The 20,702-nt window shown below is 31.6% G+C and carries 21 protein-coding genes and 1 tRNA gene; 5 read left to right on the top strand and 17 right to left on the bottom strand.

The genetic code is table 11. The features are described 5' to 3' along the window. Positions 1 to 20: 20 nt before the first annotated feature. The 5 genes from rpsB to AC1RPY_RS01910 all read right to left on the bottom strand — a co-directional run bounded on the left by rpsB (position 21) and on the right by AC1RPY_RS01910 (position 4,070). Positions 21 to 812, bottom strand: coding sequence for a 30S ribosomal protein S2 (rpsB, locus tag AC1RPY_RS01930; protein WP_409022443.1), 792 nt, complete (start codon positions 810 to 812; stop codon positions 21 to 23). A 164-nt stretch (positions 813 to 976) separates the two neighbouring features. Beyond that, positions 977 to 1,966 carry a D-2-hydroxyacid dehydrogenase gene (locus tag AC1RPY_RS01925; protein ID WP_481761388.1) on the bottom strand — a complete coding sequence of 330 codons (990 nt, stop codon included), beginning with the start codon at positions 1,964 to 1,966 and terminating at the stop codon, positions 977 to 979. A gap of 30 nt (positions 1,967 to 1,996) precedes the next feature. Beyond that, a complete protein-coding gene (locus AC1RPY_RS01920) occupies positions 1,997 to 2,989 on the bottom strand; it encodes a D-2-hydroxyacid dehydrogenase (RefSeq protein ID WP_481761389.1) in 993 nt (330 codons plus the stop codon). A 69-nt stretch (positions 2,990 to 3,058) separates the two neighbouring features. Then, the gene (locus AC1RPY_RS01915; RefSeq protein WP_409022440.1) at positions 3,059 to 3,334 is read right to left on the bottom strand and encodes a GIY-YIG nuclease family protein; all 276 of its coding nucleotides are present in this window, start codon (positions 3,332 to 3,334) and stop codon (positions 3,059 to 3,061) included. Then, positions 3,324 to 4,070 carry a tRNA1(Val) (adenine(37)-N6)-methyltransferase gene (locus AC1RPY_RS01910; RefSeq protein ID WP_409022439.1) on the bottom strand — a complete coding sequence of 249 codons (747 nt, stop codon included), beginning with the start codon at positions 4,068 to 4,070 and terminating at the stop codon, positions 3,324 to 3,326. The genes AC1RPY_RS01915 and AC1RPY_RS01910 overlap by 11 nt, the downstream gene beginning before the upstream one ends. 103 nt (positions 4,071 to 4,173) lie before the next feature. On the opposite strand from AC1RPY_RS01910, the gene AC1RPY_RS01905 reads away from it, so the two are divergent. Next, positions 4,174 to 4,809, top strand: coding sequence for a lysophospholipid acyltransferase family protein (locus AC1RPY_RS01905; RefSeq protein WP_409022438.1), 636 nt, complete (start codon positions 4,174 to 4,176; stop codon positions 4,807 to 4,809). Positions 4,810 to 4,876: 67 nt separating this feature from the next. Here the strand turns inward: AC1RPY_RS01905 and AC1RPY_RS01900 are convergent, their stop codons facing one another. The 4 genes from AC1RPY_RS01900 to AC1RPY_RS01885 all read right to left on the bottom strand — a co-directional run bounded on the left by AC1RPY_RS01900 (position 4,877) and on the right by AC1RPY_RS01885 (position 9,056). Further along, positions 4,877 to 6,664 (bottom strand): ABC transporter ATP-binding protein, encoded by a 1,788-nt coding sequence (locus AC1RPY_RS01900; RefSeq protein WP_481761390.1) that lies wholly within the window; start codon positions 6,662 to 6,664, stop codon positions 4,877 to 4,879. Continuing rightward, on the bottom strand, positions 6,657 to 8,414 hold the full coding sequence (locus tag AC1RPY_RS01895) for an ABC transporter ATP-binding protein (protein WP_481761391.1): 1,758 nt from the start codon (positions 8,412 to 8,414) through the stop codon (positions 6,657 to 6,659). The genes AC1RPY_RS01900 and AC1RPY_RS01895 overlap by 8 nt, the downstream gene beginning before the upstream one ends. Before the next feature lie 67 nt (positions 8,415 to 8,481). After that, entirely contained in the window at positions 8,482 to 8,718 is a 237-nt protein-coding gene (locus AC1RPY_RS01890) for a YneF family protein (RefSeq protein WP_112249992.1), read from the bottom strand. A gap of 95 nt (positions 8,719 to 8,813) precedes the next feature. Further along, entirely contained in the window at positions 8,814 to 9,056 is a 243-nt protein-coding gene (locus AC1RPY_RS01885; RefSeq protein WP_409022435.1) for a DUF896 domain-containing protein, read from the bottom strand. 147 nt (positions 9,057 to 9,203) lie between these two features. On the opposite strand from AC1RPY_RS01885, the gene lexA reads away from it, so the two are divergent. After that, positions 9,204 to 9,824, top strand: a complete 621-nt coding sequence (lexA, locus tag AC1RPY_RS01880) for a transcriptional repressor LexA (protein ID WP_409022434.1) — start codon at positions 9,204 to 9,206, stop codon at positions 9,822 to 9,824. 53 nt (positions 9,825 to 9,877) lie between these two features. On the opposite strand, the gene AC1RPY_RS01875 is transcribed toward lexA, so the two are convergent. Further along, a complete protein-coding gene (locus tag AC1RPY_RS01875; RefSeq protein ID WP_481761392.1) occupies positions 9,878 to 11,029 on the bottom strand; it encodes a hydroxymethylglutaryl-CoA synthase in 1,152 nt (383 codons plus the stop codon). Between the two features lie 354 nt (positions 11,030 to 11,383). Here AC1RPY_RS01875 and AC1RPY_RS01870 point away from each other — a divergent pair, with 354 nt between their 5' ends. Both AC1RPY_RS01870 and AC1RPY_RS01865 read left to right on the top strand, forming a co-directional pair. Continuing rightward, positions 11,384 to 12,247: a hypothetical protein gene (locus AC1RPY_RS01870; protein WP_481761393.1), complete on the top strand. Its 864-nt coding sequence runs from the start codon at positions 11,384 to 11,386 to the stop codon at positions 12,245 to 12,247. A 51-nt stretch (positions 12,248 to 12,298) separates the two neighbouring features. Next, positions 12,299 to 12,385 (top strand) — tRNA-Ser (locus AC1RPY_RS01865). Between the two features lie 398 nt (positions 12,386 to 12,783). On the opposite strand, the gene AC1RPY_RS01860 is transcribed toward AC1RPY_RS01865, so the two are convergent. From AC1RPY_RS01860 to AC1RPY_RS01830, 7 genes are read right to left on the bottom strand one after another with little or no spacing between them, the layout of a single operon-like run. Beyond that, entirely contained in the window at positions 12,784 to 13,302 is a 519-nt protein-coding gene (locus AC1RPY_RS01860; RefSeq protein WP_481761394.1) for an adenine phosphoribosyltransferase, read from the bottom strand. A gap of 14 nt (positions 13,303 to 13,316) precedes the next feature. Further along, positions 13,317 to 15,647, bottom strand: coding sequence for a single-stranded-DNA-specific exonuclease RecJ (gene recJ / locus AC1RPY_RS01855; RefSeq protein ID WP_481761395.1), 2,331 nt, complete (start codon positions 15,645 to 15,647; stop codon positions 13,317 to 13,319). A 17-nt stretch (positions 15,648 to 15,664) separates the two neighbouring features. Further along, on the bottom strand, positions 15,665 to 16,030 hold the full coding sequence (locus AC1RPY_RS01850) for a lipopolysaccharide assembly protein LapA domain-containing protein (protein WP_481761396.1): 366 nt from the start codon (positions 16,028 to 16,030) through the stop codon (positions 15,665 to 15,667). 11 nt (positions 16,031 to 16,041) lie between these two features. Continuing rightward, a complete protein-coding gene (locus AC1RPY_RS01845) occupies positions 16,042 to 16,851 on the bottom strand; it encodes an SDR family NAD(P)-dependent oxidoreductase (RefSeq protein WP_409022789.1) in 810 nt (269 codons plus the stop codon). Next, complete coding sequence (gene rnz / locus AC1RPY_RS01840) at positions 16,847 to 17,794, bottom strand: ribonuclease Z (RefSeq protein ID WP_481761397.1); 948 nt, start codon at positions 17,792 to 17,794, stop codon at positions 16,847 to 16,849. The genes AC1RPY_RS01845 and rnz overlap by 5 nt, the downstream gene beginning before the upstream one ends. Positions 17,795 to 17,813: 19 nt before the next feature. Beyond that, positions 17,814 to 19,100 carry a sensor histidine kinase gene (locus AC1RPY_RS01835; protein WP_481762402.1) on the bottom strand — a complete coding sequence of 429 codons (1,287 nt, stop codon included), beginning with the start codon at positions 19,098 to 19,100 and terminating at the stop codon, positions 17,814 to 17,816. Further along, entirely contained in the window at positions 19,090 to 19,767 is a 678-nt protein-coding gene (locus AC1RPY_RS01830; RefSeq protein ID WP_481762182.1) for a response regulator transcription factor, read from the bottom strand. The genes AC1RPY_RS01835 and AC1RPY_RS01830 overlap by 11 nt, the downstream gene beginning before the upstream one ends. Before the next feature lie 79 nt (positions 19,768 to 19,846). Here AC1RPY_RS01830 and AC1RPY_RS01825 point away from each other — a divergent pair, with 79 nt between their 5' ends. Then, positions 19,847 to 20,131: a hypothetical protein gene (locus AC1RPY_RS01825; RefSeq protein WP_481762401.1), complete on the top strand. Its 285-nt coding sequence runs from the start codon at positions 19,847 to 19,849 to the stop codon at positions 20,129 to 20,131. Positions 20,132 to 20,702 lie beyond the last annotated feature (571 nt).

Below are 20,702 nucleotides of genomic sequence, written 5' to 3'. Positions count from 1 at the left end.
GAGACAGCCTAATTTATTTACTATTCAGCAGTTTTTTTATCATTTCCGCCTTCAACAGCTTCAACGATATCTTCGATTGAATCTACTTTTTCGTCAGCCTTTTTGAAAGAAGCTTCATTCACTTCTTCTTTACCTTGATTAGTTTCAATAATAGCATCAGCCATTTTTGCAGTAATCAAACGTACAGCACGAATTGCATCATCATTTGAAGGGATTTTTACATCAATTTCATCTGGATCACTATTTGTATCAACCATAGCGATGATAGGAATATTCAATTTTTGAGCTTCCTTAACAGCGATACGTTCTTTACGAGGATCAACAATGAATAATACATCAGGGATGCGAGGCATATCTTCAATACCACCCAAGAATTTTTCAAGACGATCTCTACGTTTAATTAATAAAGAAACTTCTTTTTTAGGAAGAAGATCAAATGTGCCATCTTCTGACATTTTTTTGATTTCTTTAAGACGTTTGATACGTTTTTGAATTGTGTTCCAGTTAGTTAAAGTTCCACCTAACCAACGATGGTTAACAAAGTATTGTCCAGCACGAGTTGCTTCTTCTTCAATAGCATCTTGTGCTTGTTTCTTTGTACCAACAAAAAGAACAACACCATCATCTTCAGCAGCTTTTTTCATTGATGCATAAGCAGCATCAACTAATTTAACTGTTTTTTGTAAATCAATGATATAAATACCATTTCTTTCAGTAAAGATGTATGGTTTCATCTTTGGGTTCCAGCGACGTGTTTGATGTCCAAAATGAACACCGGCTTCGAGCAATTGTTTCATACTAATAACAGCCATAATGTAGTGCCTCCGAGTAAAAGTTTTATTTTCCTCCCAAGTGTTCAACTGTGCTAAGACTCTCCCGAGCACCCTCAGTCACATCCCACAAGGTGTGAATTGATGTTTTAACATCGTCTTTAAGTATACAAAATCTAAAATTAGAACACAAGTCTTATTTTTAATTATTTAACTTCTGTTTCCACAACGCCTGTTGTTAAAAATTGATAAGCACTATTCAAAGCAATTTCAACCATATTTTTAACTGCAGTTTCAGTATAGAATGCAATATGAGGTGTTAAAATAACATTTACCATATCTAAAAGTTCATTAAATAATGGATCTTCAATAGATGAGTCCGTTAAATCATGATTAAATATTGGATTTTCGAATTCATACGTATCTAAAGCTGCTCCACCAACTTGTCCTGATTTTAATGCGTCAATTAAATCTTCAGTATTAATTAACGTTCCACGGGCTGTATTTACAATCAGAACTCCGTGTTTCATTTTTTCAAATGAATCTCGATTAAGCATGTGTTCATTCTCTTTTGTAGCTGGCGTATGTAATGTAATAACGTCTGCTTGTTCGAACAACTCATCTAATGTATCAACATAAATACCACTCTTTTTTAATTCAGCATTTGGATAGACATCGTATGCAATAACTTTTGCACCGAATCCTTTGTAAATGTCCATTGCAACCCGGCCAATACGTCCAGTTCCAATAACACCCACGGTTAAGCTTCTCAACTCGCGTGAAATATTTGGAGCCCAACGATAGTCTTGATTTTTAATTTTTAAATTAAATTCTGGTGTTCTTCTTAAGAGTTGCATCAATTGTGTCACAGAAAATTCAGCAATCGCGTTAGGTGAATACGCTGGGACATTTGTCACCGTCACACCGTATTTTTTAGCTGCAACTAAATCAATATTATCAACCCCGACATTTCTAACAGAAAGAATCTTAATATTCATCTCTTTCATTTTAGAAAATAATGTTTCGTTATAAGGGATTGTTTGCAATGCAATAATACCATCAAATCCATCCGCTTGCTGTATCGTTTCATTCGTTAATAAATCTTGAGTAATTTCAACATCAACTTGATTGTCATCAGACCATTGATTACCAAATCCAACTTCATCTTTTCTCATACCGAACGCAATTAGTTTCATAATACAAAATCCTCCATTTTCTGACTAATTTTATTTAAATTTAACTTCTTTATCAGAATGTCCTGTTTCTATTAAGTCTTTACTTGCATTCAAAGCATCTATAACCATATTCCTGACAGCAGGCTCTGTATAGAACGCTGTGTGTGGGGTAATTAACACATTCTCACGTTGCAATAAGTTTTTAAAAGTACCATTTACTTGTGATTCTGTTAATTCTTTATTGAAATAATCAGTCTCATTTTCAAGTGTATCTAATGCGGCACCGGCTACTTTCCCTGAATCTAGCGCTCTTATCAGTGCATCGGTGTCAATCAATGTTCCTCTGGCCATATTCAAAATATGCACACCATTTTGCATTTTACTAAATGCTTCGTCATCTAATAAATGATAATTATCTTCAGTAGCAGGGCTATGAATTGTGATAACTGTTGATTTTGCATATAGCTCATCTAATGTATCAACATAGATTCCTTCTTCTTTCAAAGCAGGATTTTGATAAATATCATATCCAATAATTTTTGCACCAAATGCTTTAAAAATTTTAATGGCTGTTTGCCCAATTCTTCCTGTACCAATCACACCAACTGTTTGTGTGCGGATTTCTTTAGAGATATCGGGTTCCCAAGTGAAATCGTTATTCTTCATTTTACGATTAAATTGTGGTGTTTTTCTAAATAACTCCAACAATTTAGCTACAGATAGCTCCGCAACAGCACTTGGAGAATAAGATGGCACATTCGTCACAATCAATCCATACTTATTAACTGCATCCCCATCAACGTTATCCACACCAGTATTACGAATCGATAAATAATTAATATTTAAATCATGAATTTTTTTAATTAATTCAGGTGTATAGTCCTTTTGTTGGTAGGCAACGATAGCGTCATAATTTTCTGCTAATTGAACTGTTTTTTCGTCTAATAATTCATTAACAGTTTTTATTTTAATTTGATTATCTTTTTCCCATTCTTGGACATACAATAATTCATCTTCTCGGATACCATACGCAATGATTTTCATAATGTTATACCTCTTTATTTTAAAATTTATACTTTCATTATATCATTTGAAATCTTTTTATACATTATTTCAGATTTCAACTGATTGCTTTTTTAAATAAGCAATTTTTTTATCTCTTGATTGGTGTTTGAAAGCATATTCTTTCTTTAATGCTTCAGATTTCGTTTCAAATGATTCCTGCAAAATCATTTTCAAAGGCCGTCTACTAGCTAATTTTGTGTACTTTGCACCTTTCCCTGCATTATGCGTTGCAAGTCTTTTTTCGGGATCCGTTGTAAATCCGCCGTATAGTGTATTATCAGCGCACAGTAATACATAGAAATAATATTTTTTTTCATCTTCCATAAACAATCTCCTGAACCATTTGTGTGTACTCATCATCGTTACCATAAACAACAATAGGAGGCATAATCCTAATTCCTGCTGCATTGCCATCCTTAATTGCTTCAATTAGGACCATGTTAGCCTCTTTTCCCTCTTTTGGATGAACAAATTGGATTTTTTTAGGCGCCAACCGATGATTAACCATTTTACTTAGAATTTCAGGCAATCGATCAGGACGGTGTACGAAAAAAGTTTTCCCCTTCATTTTCAATAAACCGCTAGTAATTTCTAGAATACTATCTAAATTAGTTGTAATTTCATGTCGTGCAATTGCTAAATACTTGTTAGGATTCTGAGAAGATTGTGGCGTATTTGGAAAATAAGGTGGATTACACAATACGGTATCAATTGAGTCTTTTTCTAGATAATCAAACGTGTTGATTAAATCTGTTTGCTTAACTTGTACTTGATTTTCCAAGTGATTCAATTCAATACTTCTATTTGCCATATCAGCTAATTTTTCTTGAAGTTCAATCTGATAAATTTGACCCTTTGTTTTTTGACTAACAAATAACCCGACTGCACCATTGCCCGCACATAAATCAACTATTTTAGTTGATTCTTTTCTTGAAACATCTGCAAAATGGGCTAATAAAACAGCATCCAGTGAAAAAGAAAAAACATCTGAACTCTGAATGATTTTAATTTGATTTGAGTATAATTGGTCAATACGTTCATTGTTATTAAGTGAAACCATTTTTCATTACCCATTTTCTATAATTTTTTTTAAACTTGCAACTTTTAATTTAATTAGTCATACTTACCATACAAAGTTTAAAATTTGAAAGGATTGTTGCCACATGTTTTATTCATTTGCACGAGGTATTGTACGAGTACTTTTATTCTTAATCAATGGGAATGCCCACTATATTAATAAAGAAAAACTACCTGAAGGATCGTATATTTTAGTAGGTCCACACCGAACTTGGTTTGACCCCCTTTACTTTGCCTTAGCTGGTAGTCCTAAAAAGTTTTCATTTATGGCAAAAAAAGAACTATTTGTAAATCCAATTTTACGCTATATCTTAATTCATGCCAATGCTTTTCCAGTTGATCGAGAAAATCCAGGTCCATCAACAATTAAAACGCCAGTTAAATTTTTAAAAAAAGGCGAATTATCATTAATTATGTTTCCCTCAGGTACCCGACATTCCGAGGAATTAAAAGGTGGTTCACTCTTAATTGCTCGAATGGCACAGGTACCCCTAGTTCCAGCAGTCTATCAAGGTCCATTAACCTTAAAGCAACTTTTCAGTAGAAAAAGAGTAACCGTTTCATTCGGTGATCCAATCTATTTAGACAAAAAAACAAAATTGACTGATGAGGTCCAAACAGAAATGGACACCCAATTAATGGCTGCATTTCAAAAATTAGATACTGAAATTAATCCCAATTTTAAATATGTTGATCCCCATAAAAGTAAAAATAATAATTAAATTCCAAAAAAAATACTGGTAGGAAATCATATTGATTTTCTACCAGTATTTTTATTTAAAATTAAACTTAATCATCTGATATATTTTGTAAACTATACATGTCAGCGTATTTACCATTTAATTTTAGTAATTCTTCATGTGTTCCTCGTTCAACAATTTGACCCTTATCCAACACTAGAATTTGGTTAGCGTCAACAATAGTTGACAGTCTGTGTGCGATAACAAGCGTCGTTCTATTTTGTCTCATTTGTTTTAACCCATCTTGTATAAGTTGTTCCGTCTCCGTATCAATATTAGCTGTAGCTTCATCCAATATTAAAATTTTGGGATTAGTTACAATCGTTCTCGCAAATGAAATCAATTGCTTTTCACCAGCGGAGTATGTTGCCCCTCGTTCAACAACTTTCGTTTGATACTGCCGAGGTAATTTATCAATAAATTGATCAGCATGAACAAATTTAGCAGCTTTTTCAATTTGTTCATCAGTAATATCTTGATTAAACATTCTAATATTTGAAGCAACATTACCATAAAATAAAAATGAATCTTGTAATACAAGCCCCATTTTTTTACGTAACTCTTCTGTCGAATATTTTTTAATATCTAAACCATCAATTAAAATTTGCCCTTCTTCAAAATCATAAAATCTCATCAAAATATTGATGGTTGAACTTTTACCACTACCCGTGTGTCCAACGAAAGCAAGTGTTTCACCAGGTTGTACCGTAAATGATATATTCTTTAAAACAGCATTCTCATCATCATAAGAAAAAGTAACATTTTTGAATTCAATTTTACCTTCAGTAATTGTGGCTCCTGCCACGGGTGTTTGTTGTGGTTCTATTGTTTGGTCATCAAGAACACTAATGATTCGGCTACCTGCAACGATTCCATCTTGGAAAGTTGTCAAATAATCCATTAAGTTTGTCATGGGATTGAAGAAATTTTGTAAATATGTTAGAAATGCATATACCATTCCTGCTTCAACAAAATGATCTAAACTGCTAATTCCAAATAACCCAAGTGTCATTACTACAGCCAATGCATAAAATAAACTAATAATTGGTGAAAGTAACAATGAATTAGTTCGAATCATTTCAAATCTTTTTTTCAAATAAAGTTCATTAGTGTCCTCAAATTCGCCTTCAATCCGTTTTTCTTGGCGAAATTGTTGAATCACATTTATTCCAACGATAGATTCATTTAATTTAGTATTTAATCGACTCAAATATTCTCTCATTTGTCGATAAACCTTTGAACTAAACCGTTGGTAATACCATGTTGTTATTAGTAAAATTGGTATAAAAATCAACGTTACCAATGCAATCTGTGGCTTGGCAATATACATTGCTACAAAAGCAGAGATAAGTGAAAATACACCAACGATTAATGTCATAAATAGCGTCCAAAAATCTGCTAATGTCATCGTATCATTAGTAACCCTAGAAACAACAGCTCCAGCCGGTGTCTTATCAAAGTAACGCATCCCTAACGTGTGAATTTTTTTAAAAAGAATGACACGTATTTTTTCTAATGTTTTTTCTGCACCCATTGAGTACAAATACATTTGAATGAATTGAGTAATTGCTTTTAAAATTACACCGATAAAGTAAAGACCCGCAAATAAAAACATAATATTTAGTGGTGTTGATTTCGATTGAAGATAGTTATCCATATAATACTGTAAAAGAAGAGGTAGTAATATATTAATTCCACTTAATATGGCCGCAAATAAAATTGCGATTAAAAAATCGGCTTTAAAATCTTTTGTATAGGGCAACAATCTTTTAATAACTGTTCTTTGTTCTTTACCGCTCAGTTCTTTTTGCCAGCTAGATTTAGGCTTTTCACTCATTAATTTCATCTCCCTCTAACTTGCTTTCAAGTTGTTGTTTAGTTGTCATTTGATAGTACCAACCTTTTGATGTCATTAACGTATCATGCTGTCCTCGCTCAATAATTGTTCCACCATCAATTACGATAATTTCATCTGCATCTTTTACACTACTCATACGGCTTGCAGAAATAATAGTTGTTTTATTTTGACGTTTCTCTTTTAATCTAGTTAAAATAATAGATTCCGTTCTGGCATCAACTGCCGAAAGAGCATCATCCAAAATTAATAGCTCTGGATTAATTACAAGGGCACGAGCGATAGCTAAACGTTGCTTTTGGCCACCAGAGAGGGATATTCCTTGTTCTCCAACCTCTGTTTCATATTTTAGTGGTAATTCAGTGATATCACTATCCAAATCAGCATTAAATGCAGCCATTTCAACCTTTTCTTTTGTTAAATTCATATTAGCAAAACGTATATTATTTAAAATAGTTGTTGAAAATAAAAAGCTTTCCTGAGGAACGTAACCAATTGACTTCAGATACGTATCTAAGGCATACTCTTTAATATTTGAATTATTAACTGAAATCATTCCGTTGTATGCATCAAATTCACGAAGTATCAATTTCATAATCGTTGATTTGCCAGCACCCGTTTTTCCAACAATGCCAAGAGTTTGACCAGAACCAATTTCAAATTTAACATTATGCAAGCTTTCCCGATCATCATCTGGATAATTAAAATGCTGGACATCAAATTTAAAAGATCCCACCGGTAATTTATCTAACCCCTTTTCATTATCTACAATGCCACTTTTTTGATTTAATAATATTTGAACACGATCATAACTAGCATTTCCACGTTCAATAACATTAAATAATCGACCAATAGCAAACATCGGCCAAACAAGTAACGCAATATAACTTATAAATGAAATCAGTTGTCCAATTGAAATAACGTTGTTAGCCACATAGTATCCACCTAAAATGATAGTGCAAACATATGACAATCCAATAATTAAACTTGTTATTGGATCAAACAATGCATCCAATAAATTAACTTTTCTATTAATCTTGATAGTTTCTTCAACTTTTCCTTCAAAATCTTCAATATCTTCTTGTTCTTGTCCAAGAGTCTTAATCACTTTAATTCCGCTGACACTCTCTTGCGTTTTATTATTCAACGTTGAAAACGCTGCTTGAGATGTAGAGAAAGCAGTGTGTATTTTAGTTCCTAAATATCTAGCCATAACCGCCAATAAAGGTAACGGAATAATTGCTAAGATTGTTAAACGCCAATCTATTAAAAATATCATTGCAATTATAGTTGTCCCACCCGTGATAATTGAATCAGCAAAAGTTAGTATACCTGCACCAGCAACCTGCTGAATAGCTGTTAAATCATTCGTTGCATGTGCCATCAAATCGCCTGTTCTATTTTGCTGAAAAAAAGATTGATCCATTTGCATAAAATGTTTAAATAATCGAGTACGTAAAATTTTTTCAAGGCGAGCAGCGCTACCCCAAATATTGGTTCTCCAGATATATCTAAACAGATATTGCCCTAATGCAACAAAAACTAAGATACTAATCCAAATTGCTAACTTACTCACTGTTAGTTCATTTTCACTCATACTATCAACGATATTTCCAATAATTTTAGGTGGAATAATTTGGAAGATTGCCACTAAAATCAGAAAGAATACTGCGATTCCATACGATTTTTTTTCTTGTTTAAAAAACCATCCAAGTTTTCTAAATATAGTCATTCTAACTCCTCCTTTTTATAAAAAAAAACAAGCAAAGGAAATCCTTGCCTGTTCATAAAATATTAAATTATTTTTTTTGCGAACTATTTTTTGCTTGTGCATTCATAGATGACATCATCTGATGTAATTTCTTTTCAGAAGGTTTTTGGCCCATTTGGACCATCATCATTCTTAACATATCTTCATTGATTGGTGGGTTCTTTTGTAAATATGTTTCCATATACTTACGAGCACCGAAAAATCCTCCGACAAGTCCAACTGCTAACGCAATAACGGCGATTAAAATCGTCATTCCCATTGACATAATTCAAGACCCCTTTCAATTCACTTCAATCACTAATTCTACACAATTTTCACATAAAAGAAAAGGTAAATCTATTCAAATTGGGAACTATTTTCTTAGTTATCTCGTAAACCTTTATCACGTTGAACTTTTTTTACTTTGTCAGGTGTTACTTCTTTACCTGTTTTATCATAAACCTGCATCATTTCAACTCGACTTCTAAAACTTTCTCTAAATAATGCAAGATACGTTTCACGAAGTTCTTTTCTTTCAGCTTCTTCAGCCTTTGTTAAACCTTCATCAGTTTTACTTTTTGCAGCTAATTCATTTATTCTTGGTGCTAAATCTTCTGGGATCATTTATTATCACTCCTTAAAATTTCACTCATAAGCATACCTGATAATATGATAAAAAACAATTATTCAAATTAACCGAACGTTTGTTTGCAACAACTACTTTCATATGCTACTATTAAAATAATAAATAATGATGATGAGGTGTACTAAATGACAAAAGCATCTGACAGCAAACAACTTGCAGTCTTGCGCTTTATTCATGAACGAGTGGACACGAAGGGTTATCCACCAACTGTTAGAGAAATTGGCGAAGCTGTTTCTCTATCATCTACTTCCACTGTTCATGGACACATTGCTCGACTTGAAAAAAAAGGATTACTAACTAAAGATCCCACCAAACCTAGGGCAATTGAACTTACACCACTTGGATTAGATGCGATTGGCGTTAATAGTCATGAAAATTTAATTCCAATGGTCGGGACCGTTACTGCTGGTGTACCCATTTTGGCTGTTGAACAGGTAACTGATTATTTCCCCCTCCCACCTGACTTTAATTCCTCAGATGATTTATTCATGTTAACAATTCGCGGAGAAAGCATGATTAATATTGGGATATTAAATGAAGATCAAGTTATTGTCAGAAAACAGTCAACTGCTGAAAATGGTGAAATTGTTATTGCAATGAATGAATTTGATGAGGCAACCTGTAAAAGATTTTTCAAAGAAGAAAATCATTTTCGTCTCCAACCCGAAAATGATTCAATGGAACCAATTATTTTAGATTCTGTCTCTATTTTAGGCAAAGTCATTGGACTCTATCGTCATTTTTAATGAACAAAGCAGAAAAAGCTACTAAATTAGTCAGACTAATCTAGTAGCTTTTTCTATTGAATAGAATATTGCCTTTGCATATTTTTGCTGCCTATTAAAATATATTTAGATTTATCATTACTGTAATCTAAATAAATATCTGCTCCATCATTTTTTAAATGATTTTGATACATATTCTCGTATAATTCAATAGAAACTTGAACACGTTCTTCTAAATTAATTTTCGGTAATTGACTCTTGAAATTATCTGTTAATGTACCAGAAAAGAATTCTCCAACTGCCCCTGAACCATAGCTATACATCCCTATTCTATCACCGGCCTCTAAATCATTACTATTTTCAAGTAAAGATATAAAGCTTAAATATAGTGAGCCAGTATATAAATTTCCAACCTGATTATTATACTTTTTAGCTGCCTCAAATTCTCGTTCTAATTCAATTTTTTTGCTATCTGTCGCTTCATTAAGGACTTCTCTTAAACCTTTAACACCAAGTTTTGTATATGGCAAATGATATAAAATAGCCTTAAAATCAGCAACAGTTAATCCTGTTTTATTTTTATACTCATTCCATGTTTGATTAAAAAAATCTAAATATACGTTCTGAGAAGTTTTACCGTCTACAAGTGCTTCGCTGTGATTTAATGGGCGCCAAAAATCCATAACATTTTCCGTTACAAATCCACTATCTGCATCTAATAAAAGTATTTTTGGGTTTTTCGTAATAATCATTGCGACAGCGCCGCCACCTTGTGTAGGTTCACCCGCAGTATTTAGACCATATCTAGCAATATCAGCACCAATGACTAAAACCTGACTATTTGGATTAAGCGACACATGTCCTTTTGCCAATTGAATAGCGGCCGTTGCTCCATAGCAAGCTTGCTTAATTTCGATTGATCTCACGTGTTTTAAGCCTAAAAGACCTGAAACGTAGGCTCCTGCCGACTTTGAATTATCAATACCGGATTCTGTTGCAAAAATAACAAAGTCAATTTTGTCTCTATTTTCGTTATCTATTAATAGATCTGCAGCATTTGCACCCATCGTCACCACGTCCTGTGTCGGCGGTATAACAGCCATTTTTGATTGGCCAATTCCAATTAAATATTTATTAGGATCTACATTTCTGACATTAGCTAATTCTGACATATCAACGTACTGATTCGATGTAAAAAAATTAATTCGATCAATTCCAATTTTCATTAATCTTCCAGCTTCCATTTATTATATTGTTTTTATTGTACTTGATGTCTCATTTGATGGCAAGATTTGGTATCACTGGTTTAAAAAGGTATCATTATTCAGTTTCAAATACTAAACCTAAATACTTTTATTACTACCCTAGAAATATCTTTATCAATAAACTATCACACTCGGCGAACAGATAAAATTTGGCAACGATTACAAGACTCATTGGTCGTATTGCACTTAATTGCACTTAATTGCACTTAATTCCCCTTGAATACTAATTATAGAATCACTTTATGTATTCTCTTGTAATTGTCCAGTTAGACGTATAAAATTTAACCATATATTTATACGAAAAAGGGGATTAATATGATTGCACAAACATTTTATTTAATTGTTTTAATTATTTGGGTGTCTATGATTGGGTTAACTATTTGGGATAAAGGTTTGACTAATTTTTTTAAATATATATTCACCCCTACAAAAATACCAAGACAAAATAGATTTAAACACCCTTTTTTGTCGTTTTTAGTTATTCAAGAAAAAGAACAAAAATTTTATTTTTATGCAGTAAGTTTTTTAATAGGTACAATTTTTGGTCTAATGTTTTTCCCCAGGTTCTTAATTTTAAGACTACTAACATTTAGCATTGCTTCATTACTGTTTTGTTATAGTTTTTTTTCATACCTAAAATTATTCCCTAAAAAAACAAAACTCTGGCAAATTGAATCGTATTTATTATTACTTATTACTACATTCATTTTTTATCTAATTAATTATATGAATTTGATTACACCACTAATGGAAACAACAGTTATTTTTACATTTATATTAGGTATTATTATCATTACCTTTAGTTCATTCTATTTATTAAAATTACTTTCATACATTGTTCAAAATAATTTTGCACATACTGTACAGGTTATTGCTGAATTTGCATTAAATATTTTCTATGAAGGTTTGCTTGTTGGAACTTCTTTAATAGGCGTTTTAGGAGGTGAATCAAAAGTTACCGAATTTGTCTCTAAGTTACCCAGTGTCCATGTTGTTGATCACTTAGTAGCTATTTCATATTATGGCTTGAGTGATTTTTTTGGAGACCCCATAAATTCTATTCAAAATGTTCAGTCATATCCAACAATAATTTTATATATTCATCTGCTAAGCTTATTATTTGGCGCAAGCTACACGTGGATATTTCTTGCTAACTTAATAAGCATTGATAATAATTAAATGAGTTTTGCAATTATATTAAAAAGTTGATATACTAAACAAAGTTATTTTGGAGAGTTGGCAGAGTGGTAATGCACCGGACTCGAAATCCGGCGAACGCTGTAATGGCGCGCGCAGGTTCAAATCCTGTACTCTCCTTTTTATATCATATTAAACCAAAATAAAAAAACACAAACGCCAGTTTAAAGGCATTTGTGTTTTTTATTTTGTATAAAAAGAGACTATAAAGCATTAAAACATCATATGACTTTGCACATATTTCGCACATTTTTATATACCTAACATTAAAAAAGCTTTAAGTGACTTTCTGAATTATAAAAAATCAGTATTATACCTGTATCTTGGACCCAAACTGATGTATATATAATTAATATTTCGCAAACAACCGTCTGTTCTTGGTAAAAGGAAGATAATATTCAAAAGCTCGTAGCTTAATTTAAAAATAAAAAGCTCTAGTATTGGACGAAAATCCAATACTAGAGCCTCATTTTATAAAATTATACAACAATAGCTATCATAAAGCTGTAATCATGAATTTAATAGTTCATTAAACTGAATATATCATAGTCTTTTATTTTTTGACGGCCCTTTAAATCATCTAATTCAATAAAAAAGGCAGTCCCTACAACAATACCACCTAATTGTTCAACTAATTCTATCGTCGCTGCAATCGTACCACCAGTTGCTAATAAATCATCTGTTACTAAAACCCTCTGTCCAGGTTGTACCGCATCCTTATGCATATATAGTGCAGATTCTCCGTACTCCAATGCATACTTGGCCTCAACGGTTTCTCGAGGTAACTTACCTTTTTTTCTAGCTGGTGCAAATCCTACACCTAGATCATAGGCCACTGGACATCCAACAATAAACCCTCTAGCTTCAGGGCCAACAATCATCTCAACATTTTTACTCTTGGCATATTCTACAATTTTATTTGTTGCTTCGCGGTATGCTGCTCCGTCTGCCATTAAGGGTGATATATCTCGAAAAACAACACCTTTTTCTGGGTAATCAGGAATTGCAGCAATATACTTTGTTAAATCTAATACCATTAATAAACGCTCCTTTAATCTTCTGTATTCAATTGTTCAAGTATCCACTTTTTAAGATCATTCTCTTTAGAGTAGACTAACTTATCTTCAGCTAATATTCGATTATTTCTTAGCTTATATTCAGAAGTATTTTTAATGTCCATTTTATTTGTTGTACTTTTTCCAGTCATTAATCCATCTTTTATTTTAACAAATTCCAACTCTAAAAACACCTTAATCATGAATATTAATAAATTTTTCTTTATTTTTAAAAAATCAGATAAGACGATTAGTTGATTATTAATATCAACATCTTTATGACTCATCACAAATTTATATAACTTTGCATACTGTTCTCTGGATGGCATACCATCTAAATAGGCACTGTTAGTCTTTAAAAATACTGCAATTATTTTCTGACTATCCGATAAACGTAATATTGTAGACATTTGTTCCAACGAGCTTGGGCAATCTACAAATATAATTGTTCTTTGATTATCAAAATCTGATACACTTTTTAGTTGATCAGCCTGCTTAAATATCTGTTTGTCTGATGAAAATTGTTTTACTTGGTCATAATTTTTTTTATTCCAGAATATAAACAAGCCTTCATTTTGAAATAAACTTTTATTCACGTGGTCAGTTCTTTCATCAATAATTACAAGCCCTTCAAATTTAATGTCCTGTACCATTAACTGTAAATTTGTTTTATTCATCCATACATTTTTTTCAATTTCACCGATTAATTTGATCTCATCTAAAGTATTCTTGAAATCATCAACATACTTTGCATTTGAAAATGAAATTCCACTAATTTTTTCTTTCTCACCAACAACTTCAAATTTTAAGTGAGTTCCTGTTTTACCAATAGCCTTAACATTTTGTATTGATTTATATTTAATTTCAAAAATCGGTTTTTCATTGTCTGTACCAAATGGTTTTAATTTTTCAATATCCTTATAAAAATCCAAAGTCAATTGATCTACATTTAGCTTTGCTACAACCACTTTGGCTGGCTTAACGTTCAATTGAATTCCTTGAGATACTGCTTCATTTTCCAAGTCTAATCTAAATCTTTCTAAGTTTTGAATGGGAAATGTTAATCCCACGGCCATATGATGTCCACCAAAATGAGATGTTAATTCTCTATGTTCATTAATTGCGTTATACAAATGAAATGTATCAATACTTCGACCGGATCCTTTTAAATAGCCCTTCTCTGTATCTTGGTTTAAAATAATTGTCGGTTTACCAGTTACTTCAACAACACGACTAGCAACGATACCTAATACACCTTCGTGCCAATTTTCACCTGTTATTACCAGTGTTTTCTTGTACTGATTATACTCTGCTGTAGCCTGTTTCAATGCTAGTTCTAATATATCTGCTACAATTTTTTGACGGCGTACATTTTCAGATTGAACAAAGTTTGCTATTTCCTGTGCTCGTTCATCGTCTAGACTAGTTAACAGTTCAACACCAATATTTGCATCACCTAATCGCCCAATTGCATTTAAACGCGGCGCAATACCAAAACCAATATCTTTTTCATCTACTGTTTCCTGTTTTACATTCGCAACTTCCATTAATGCAATCAATCCTGGCCGGAACGTTTGTTGTAAAACCTTCAGACCGAAACTTACAAGTGAACGATTTTCATCTGTCAGTGATACCAAATCTGCTACTGTACCGATTACCACTAAATCTAGTAATTCTTCTGAAATATCACCTGTTAATGCACTCGCAACTTTAAATGCCACACCAGCACCTGAAAGTTCTCCAAACGGATATTTTCCTTCAGGATGTCGAGGATGAATTATTGCATAAGCCTTTGGTAAAACATCTGGTAATTCATGATGATCGGTTACGATAACATCTATACCTTGAGATTGAGCAAATTCTATTGCTTCATTCCCTGATACACCATTATCAACAGTAATAATCAAATTAGTACCATTGTCTATTATTCTTTTATAAGCATCTACATTAGGTCCGTAACCATCTATAAATCGGTTAGGTATATAAGTTTCCACATCTGCGCCCATATCACTAAGTGTCTCAAACATGATTGAGGTACTCGTTAACCCATCAGCATCATAATCACCATAAACCGTTATTTTTTGATTTTTAACTATTGCTTGTTGAATTCGTTCAATTCCTTTACTCATATCATGCATAAGCATTGGATCGTGAATGTTTTCTGCTCCTACATTTAAAAAATCAGTAATAGCTTTTTCAGATGTAAGTCCGCGGCTCCATAGTAAAGATATCAATGAATGATCTAATTGAATATTTTCAAATATTTCATTAGGTATTTTGTCATTACTTAAATCTAAAAACTTCCAACTATACTTTGATTCAATCATGTTAAACCTCTACTTTACTAACGATTTATATTTTCTGATTTTAACGTTTTAATTTCATTTTGTAGTAATTGAACTTCTTTTCTATTCTGAGTTTTTATTTTATCAATTGAATTTTTCAATGATTCATCAAAATTATTTTTATAGTCATCCAATTGTTGATTTAATTCTTTATTTTCTTTTTTTAATTTTAAAGTTGCACTTGTTGTTAACAGACCTATCAGTAGTGCTCCTGCTAAAATTGAAAATAATAAAATAAGAATCATTGGCATTTTAATTTCTGCAAACCAAAAATTAATTGAAACTTCCTTTACATTTAAAATTGAAAAAATTGCTATTACGATAATAAGTAATAACGCTATGATTGTTCGCCATTGTTTTTTCATATTTTCCCCCACTATTTTTTGTTAAATACTGTACCCGCAAGTAAATCTCCCATTTTAGGGAAAATTGTATATCCCAAATATGCCATTTCCATATAATATGGTAAATTAATTTCGCGTTTATTTGTACTTATGTTTCTTGATATAATCTTTGCAACATGCGCAGGATTTAGCATCATTGATCCAATATTTTTTAAATAGTTGCCCTCTTTATCAGCTATTTTGAAGAAATTAGTATCAATTGGTCCAGGATTAACTGTCATAACTTTAATCCCTAGTGGTTTTAATTCTAATCTCAACGCATTAGAATAACCAAGGACACCATATTTCGTTGCTGAATAAATTGCTGATTTCGGTGTTGCAATTTTCCCAGCAATAGATGCAATATTAATAATAACGCCATATTTTCTATCTGCCATATTTAGCGCAACATTTTGAGTCATGTACATTAGCCCCAAGACGTTTACTCTAAACATTTTTTCAGCAACATCCATATCAAAAGATAACACATTCTCCATCAAACCAAACCCTGCATTATTTATAAGTACTTCAATCGGTCCAATTGAAGATTCAATTTTTTTAACCATTTTTTCAATTTGAATTGGATCAGAAACATCACATTCAATCGCATAAGCCAATCGACCAGATAGACGCTGACAAGCATCTTTAACCTCTGTAAGTTTATCCATTTGTCTAGCGCAAATAACAACAATTGCACCTTTTCTAGCAACCTCATATGCCAGTTCCTTACCTAAACCACTTGAACCACCACTAATTAGAACGATTCTATTACGTAAATCTTTTAACTCTTTATATTGACTAATCATTTACTTTTTCCTTTTGAGAAAACGGCACATTAATTACATCAAAATCTCTAACAACCGTTGTATTTTTAAAGATACTTCTTGCCTCACTCTGTAAAGTAATGGCCATTTTACCAACATATCTTGCGGAAATATGTGTCAATAATAACATTTTCACGTTTGATTTTTTAGCGATTTCTGCAGCCTGAGCACTAGTTGTATGATAATAATTCCTTGCCATTTTTGATTCAGCTTTTTCAAATGTACTCTCATGAACCAGAACATTTGCATTTTCAGCTAATGTATAACTATTTTTTGTTTTTCTTGTATCGCCCAAAATTGTGACAATACGCCCTTTTTTAGTTTCTCCCAAAAAATCATTTCCATTTAATTTTGTGCCGTCTTCTAATTGAACTATTTTACCGGCTTTTAATTCTCCATAAATTGGACCAGACGGAATATTTAATTCTTTAAGTTTATCTATTTGTAATTCGCCTGCATAATCATGTTCCACAATTCGATAACCCACGCTTATAATACGATGATCTAAGTAATCAAAATATACTTTAAAAGTGCTATCTTCAAATATTAATCCAGGTTTATCAAGTTCTACAAATTTAATTGTATATGACAACTTCGTTTCAGAAACTTGTAAACTGGTCTTCACAAAATTTTGAATTCCTTTAGGACCAAAAATAGTTAAAGGTCCATTACCTCCTTGAAATGATCGGCTACTCAAAAGACCTGGCAACCCAAAAATATGATCTCCGTGTAAATGTGTAATGAATATTTTTTCGATTTTCCGAGGTTTTATTGTCGTTTGTAAAATTTGATGTTGTGTTGCTTCACCTACATCAAACAACCAAACACTATTACGTTCATCTAGTAGTTTTAGTGCAATACTGGTTACATTTCTATTTTTTGCAGGTGCTCCTGCTCCTGTACCTAAAAATTCTAATTCCATATTATTAACCTATCCTTACTTATTCATTTGATTTCATTGGTAATGTAACTTCAAAAACGACACCCTTCGGTATCTTATTTCTAACTTCAATTTTACCTTTATGCTCTTCAACGATCCATTTCGCAATTGACAAGCCTAACCCATTACCACCTGTTTTACGATTTCTTGATTTTTCTTCTCTATAAAAGCGTTGGAAGATTATTTTTTTATGTGTATCACTAATATTTTCTCCATCATTAATGACTTGTATCACTAGTTGCTTAGCCGACTCAATAACGATAAACGAAATTTCATTACCCGCTACTGTGTATTTCAATGCATTATCAAGTAAAATGACAATTAATTGATGTATACGGTCTTCGTCTAATTGAATGTACTTACTTGCAATATTTATTTGAAAATAAAATTGTTTATTTTGACTAAGCGCAATATCTGCATAAGGATGAATAATATTCTCAAAGTATTCCTTAGCAAGGACTTTCTTAAAGTTAAACACATTAGCATTAGAATCTGAATTAGCTAACAATAATAGATCTTTTGTTAGATTATTTAATCGTCTAATCTCACTTAATGAAGTTGCAATTGACTCGCTTTCATCGATAATATTTGCATTAGGTTTTGTTAACAAATACTCTAATTTATTTTGTACTATCGTCAATGGTGTTCTAAGCTCATGGGCTGCATTATCGATAAATTCTCTTTGCTTATTCCATGCACTAATCGTTGGTTTAATACTAATAGATGATAAAATAACACTTAAGGCAATCGACAACATTCCAAAAATAAGCAGAGATACAAGTAAAATATTCCTAAAACTAATCAATGAGTTTTGATTAATCTCAATATTTTCAATAATTTGAATATATCGTGCTTTATGCCATTTTTTAACAGCTGAGTCTGGAATTTCCATTAAGTATGACCTAAACGTAGGTCCGTTTTTTTGTTTAATTGTTTTAAATTTGTTTAAATCAGATTTTTTAAATGGTATCTTATTAAAAACGGGGTATCTGGTACCCATTGCATCTTTATTAATTATTTCTCCATTTTGTGACCATAAGATTTGATAGACTTTAAAGTCAGGTGCTTGCTTCAAAAGTGGACTATCATCGATTCTATTTATGGAGACATAATTAGAATCTTTTATTCGTCTAATTTGTTTTTTCATTGATATATCTACATTAACTGTTAAGGTGTCATTAAATGAACTATATACAATTAAACCAAGTGTTACAAAAATAATACTGAAGCTTAAAAGATACATAAAAAATAATTTTATACGCGTATCTCTATTTGCCTTATTTTTCATCAGGTTCAACCAGATAACCAACGTTTCTAATTGTTCGAATCATTTTTTCATGACCAATCTTTTTTAATTTTTTTCTCAGATTACTCATATAAACTTCTACAACCGTAATGCTAGTATCGGACGTAAATCCCCAAACACGGTCAAATATTTGTTCTTTCGTTAAAATAGTATTCTTATCTTCCAGTAAGTATGTTAAAAATTCATACTCTTTACCCTGTAAATTGATAGATTGGCTGCCAGAAATAATTGTTCTGTTATCAGATAAAATCATATCTTGATATTTTAATTCACTATCTATTTCAAATTTCATTGTTCTTTTCAGAAGAGCCTTTATTCTCATTTGTAATTCGTTTAAATTGAATGGCTTAGCTAAATAATCATCCGCCCCTAAATTAAATCCGGTAATTTTATCGTCAACACTATCTTTTGCTGATAAGATTAGCACTGCCGTGTCAATTTTCTTTTCTCGAATTTTTTTTAATACATCAAATCCCGATATTGTAGGAAGCATTAAATCTAAAATAATAATATCATATATATTTTGTGAAGCTTTAAAAAAGCCTTCCTCGCCATCGAACGCTTGCTCTAACGTCATAATTTTTGCTGTTGCTTCAACAATATTATCAGAAATAATTGTATCATCTTCAATAATTAATCCTCTTGGCATTTTTTTTCCTCATTCCTTTCATTTTCATTAAAAAAAATGCATAATAATTATATCTTCTACTAAAGGATGGTTAAATATTATGCGAATGATCGATTTAGAATTAGCCACTATTGATTTAAATAAAAATTTTAATTTATATTACACTACTAATAATCTATTTTACCCTATTTCTAAGGTAATTAGTACATCAGAATATTTTATTTTAATTGTTACTCCCTCTGATAAACCCTTGTTACTTCAAGATTTACTTCACGTATCTGAGTTGAAATCACGTCATAATAAGCTGTTTATCCAAACTATTGATAAAAATTTACATTTAATTTTAGGTTATAAAATAGATCATAATAAACTATTTTTAGCTTAAAACTTAAAATAGATCTGTCTTCATTCTACTCTGATGCTATTATATATATCGCATGGAGTATTAATAAAAAATGCTAACTGCTGTTATACAGTTAGCATTAGTGACATTTGTTAATAGATAAAGTTATTCTACATAATTATCCTGTCTTTATAGTATATCTAAAAAATGGAGGTAAAACAAATGAATATTCTATCTACAACAGTAAGTATCGTTGCCCTATTAATTTCACTGTATACCCTGTACATCGTCCTAAAAAGTAATAGATAAATTAAACGCTAATTTTTAACACAATACATTATTCATACAACTACTGGATTAAGTCATCAATTGTCCTATCTTATTCAAAAAAGGACAATATTAGTTTGTTGAAACAAATTTAAAAAACATTATAGAACATAGCTATTTTAAGGGTGTACACTTTCTGGTGTTGGTGAAATAAAATTCATCAACACCAGTTTTTTATTCTGAAAACAAAAAAAGAGGCCACCATGACCTGTACTAGGCCCTGTCAAGTTGACGGATGAAATAATATAAAATTTAATATGTTTCTAAATGGCTTTATCCCAGTATT

The sequence above is a fragment of the Dellaglioa sp. CoH-56-MRSF-12 genome (genome assembly GCF_056782075.1).
The sequence above is the reverse complement of the archived record's forward strand: the minus strand, read 5'-3'. Positions and strand labels throughout refer to the sequence as shown.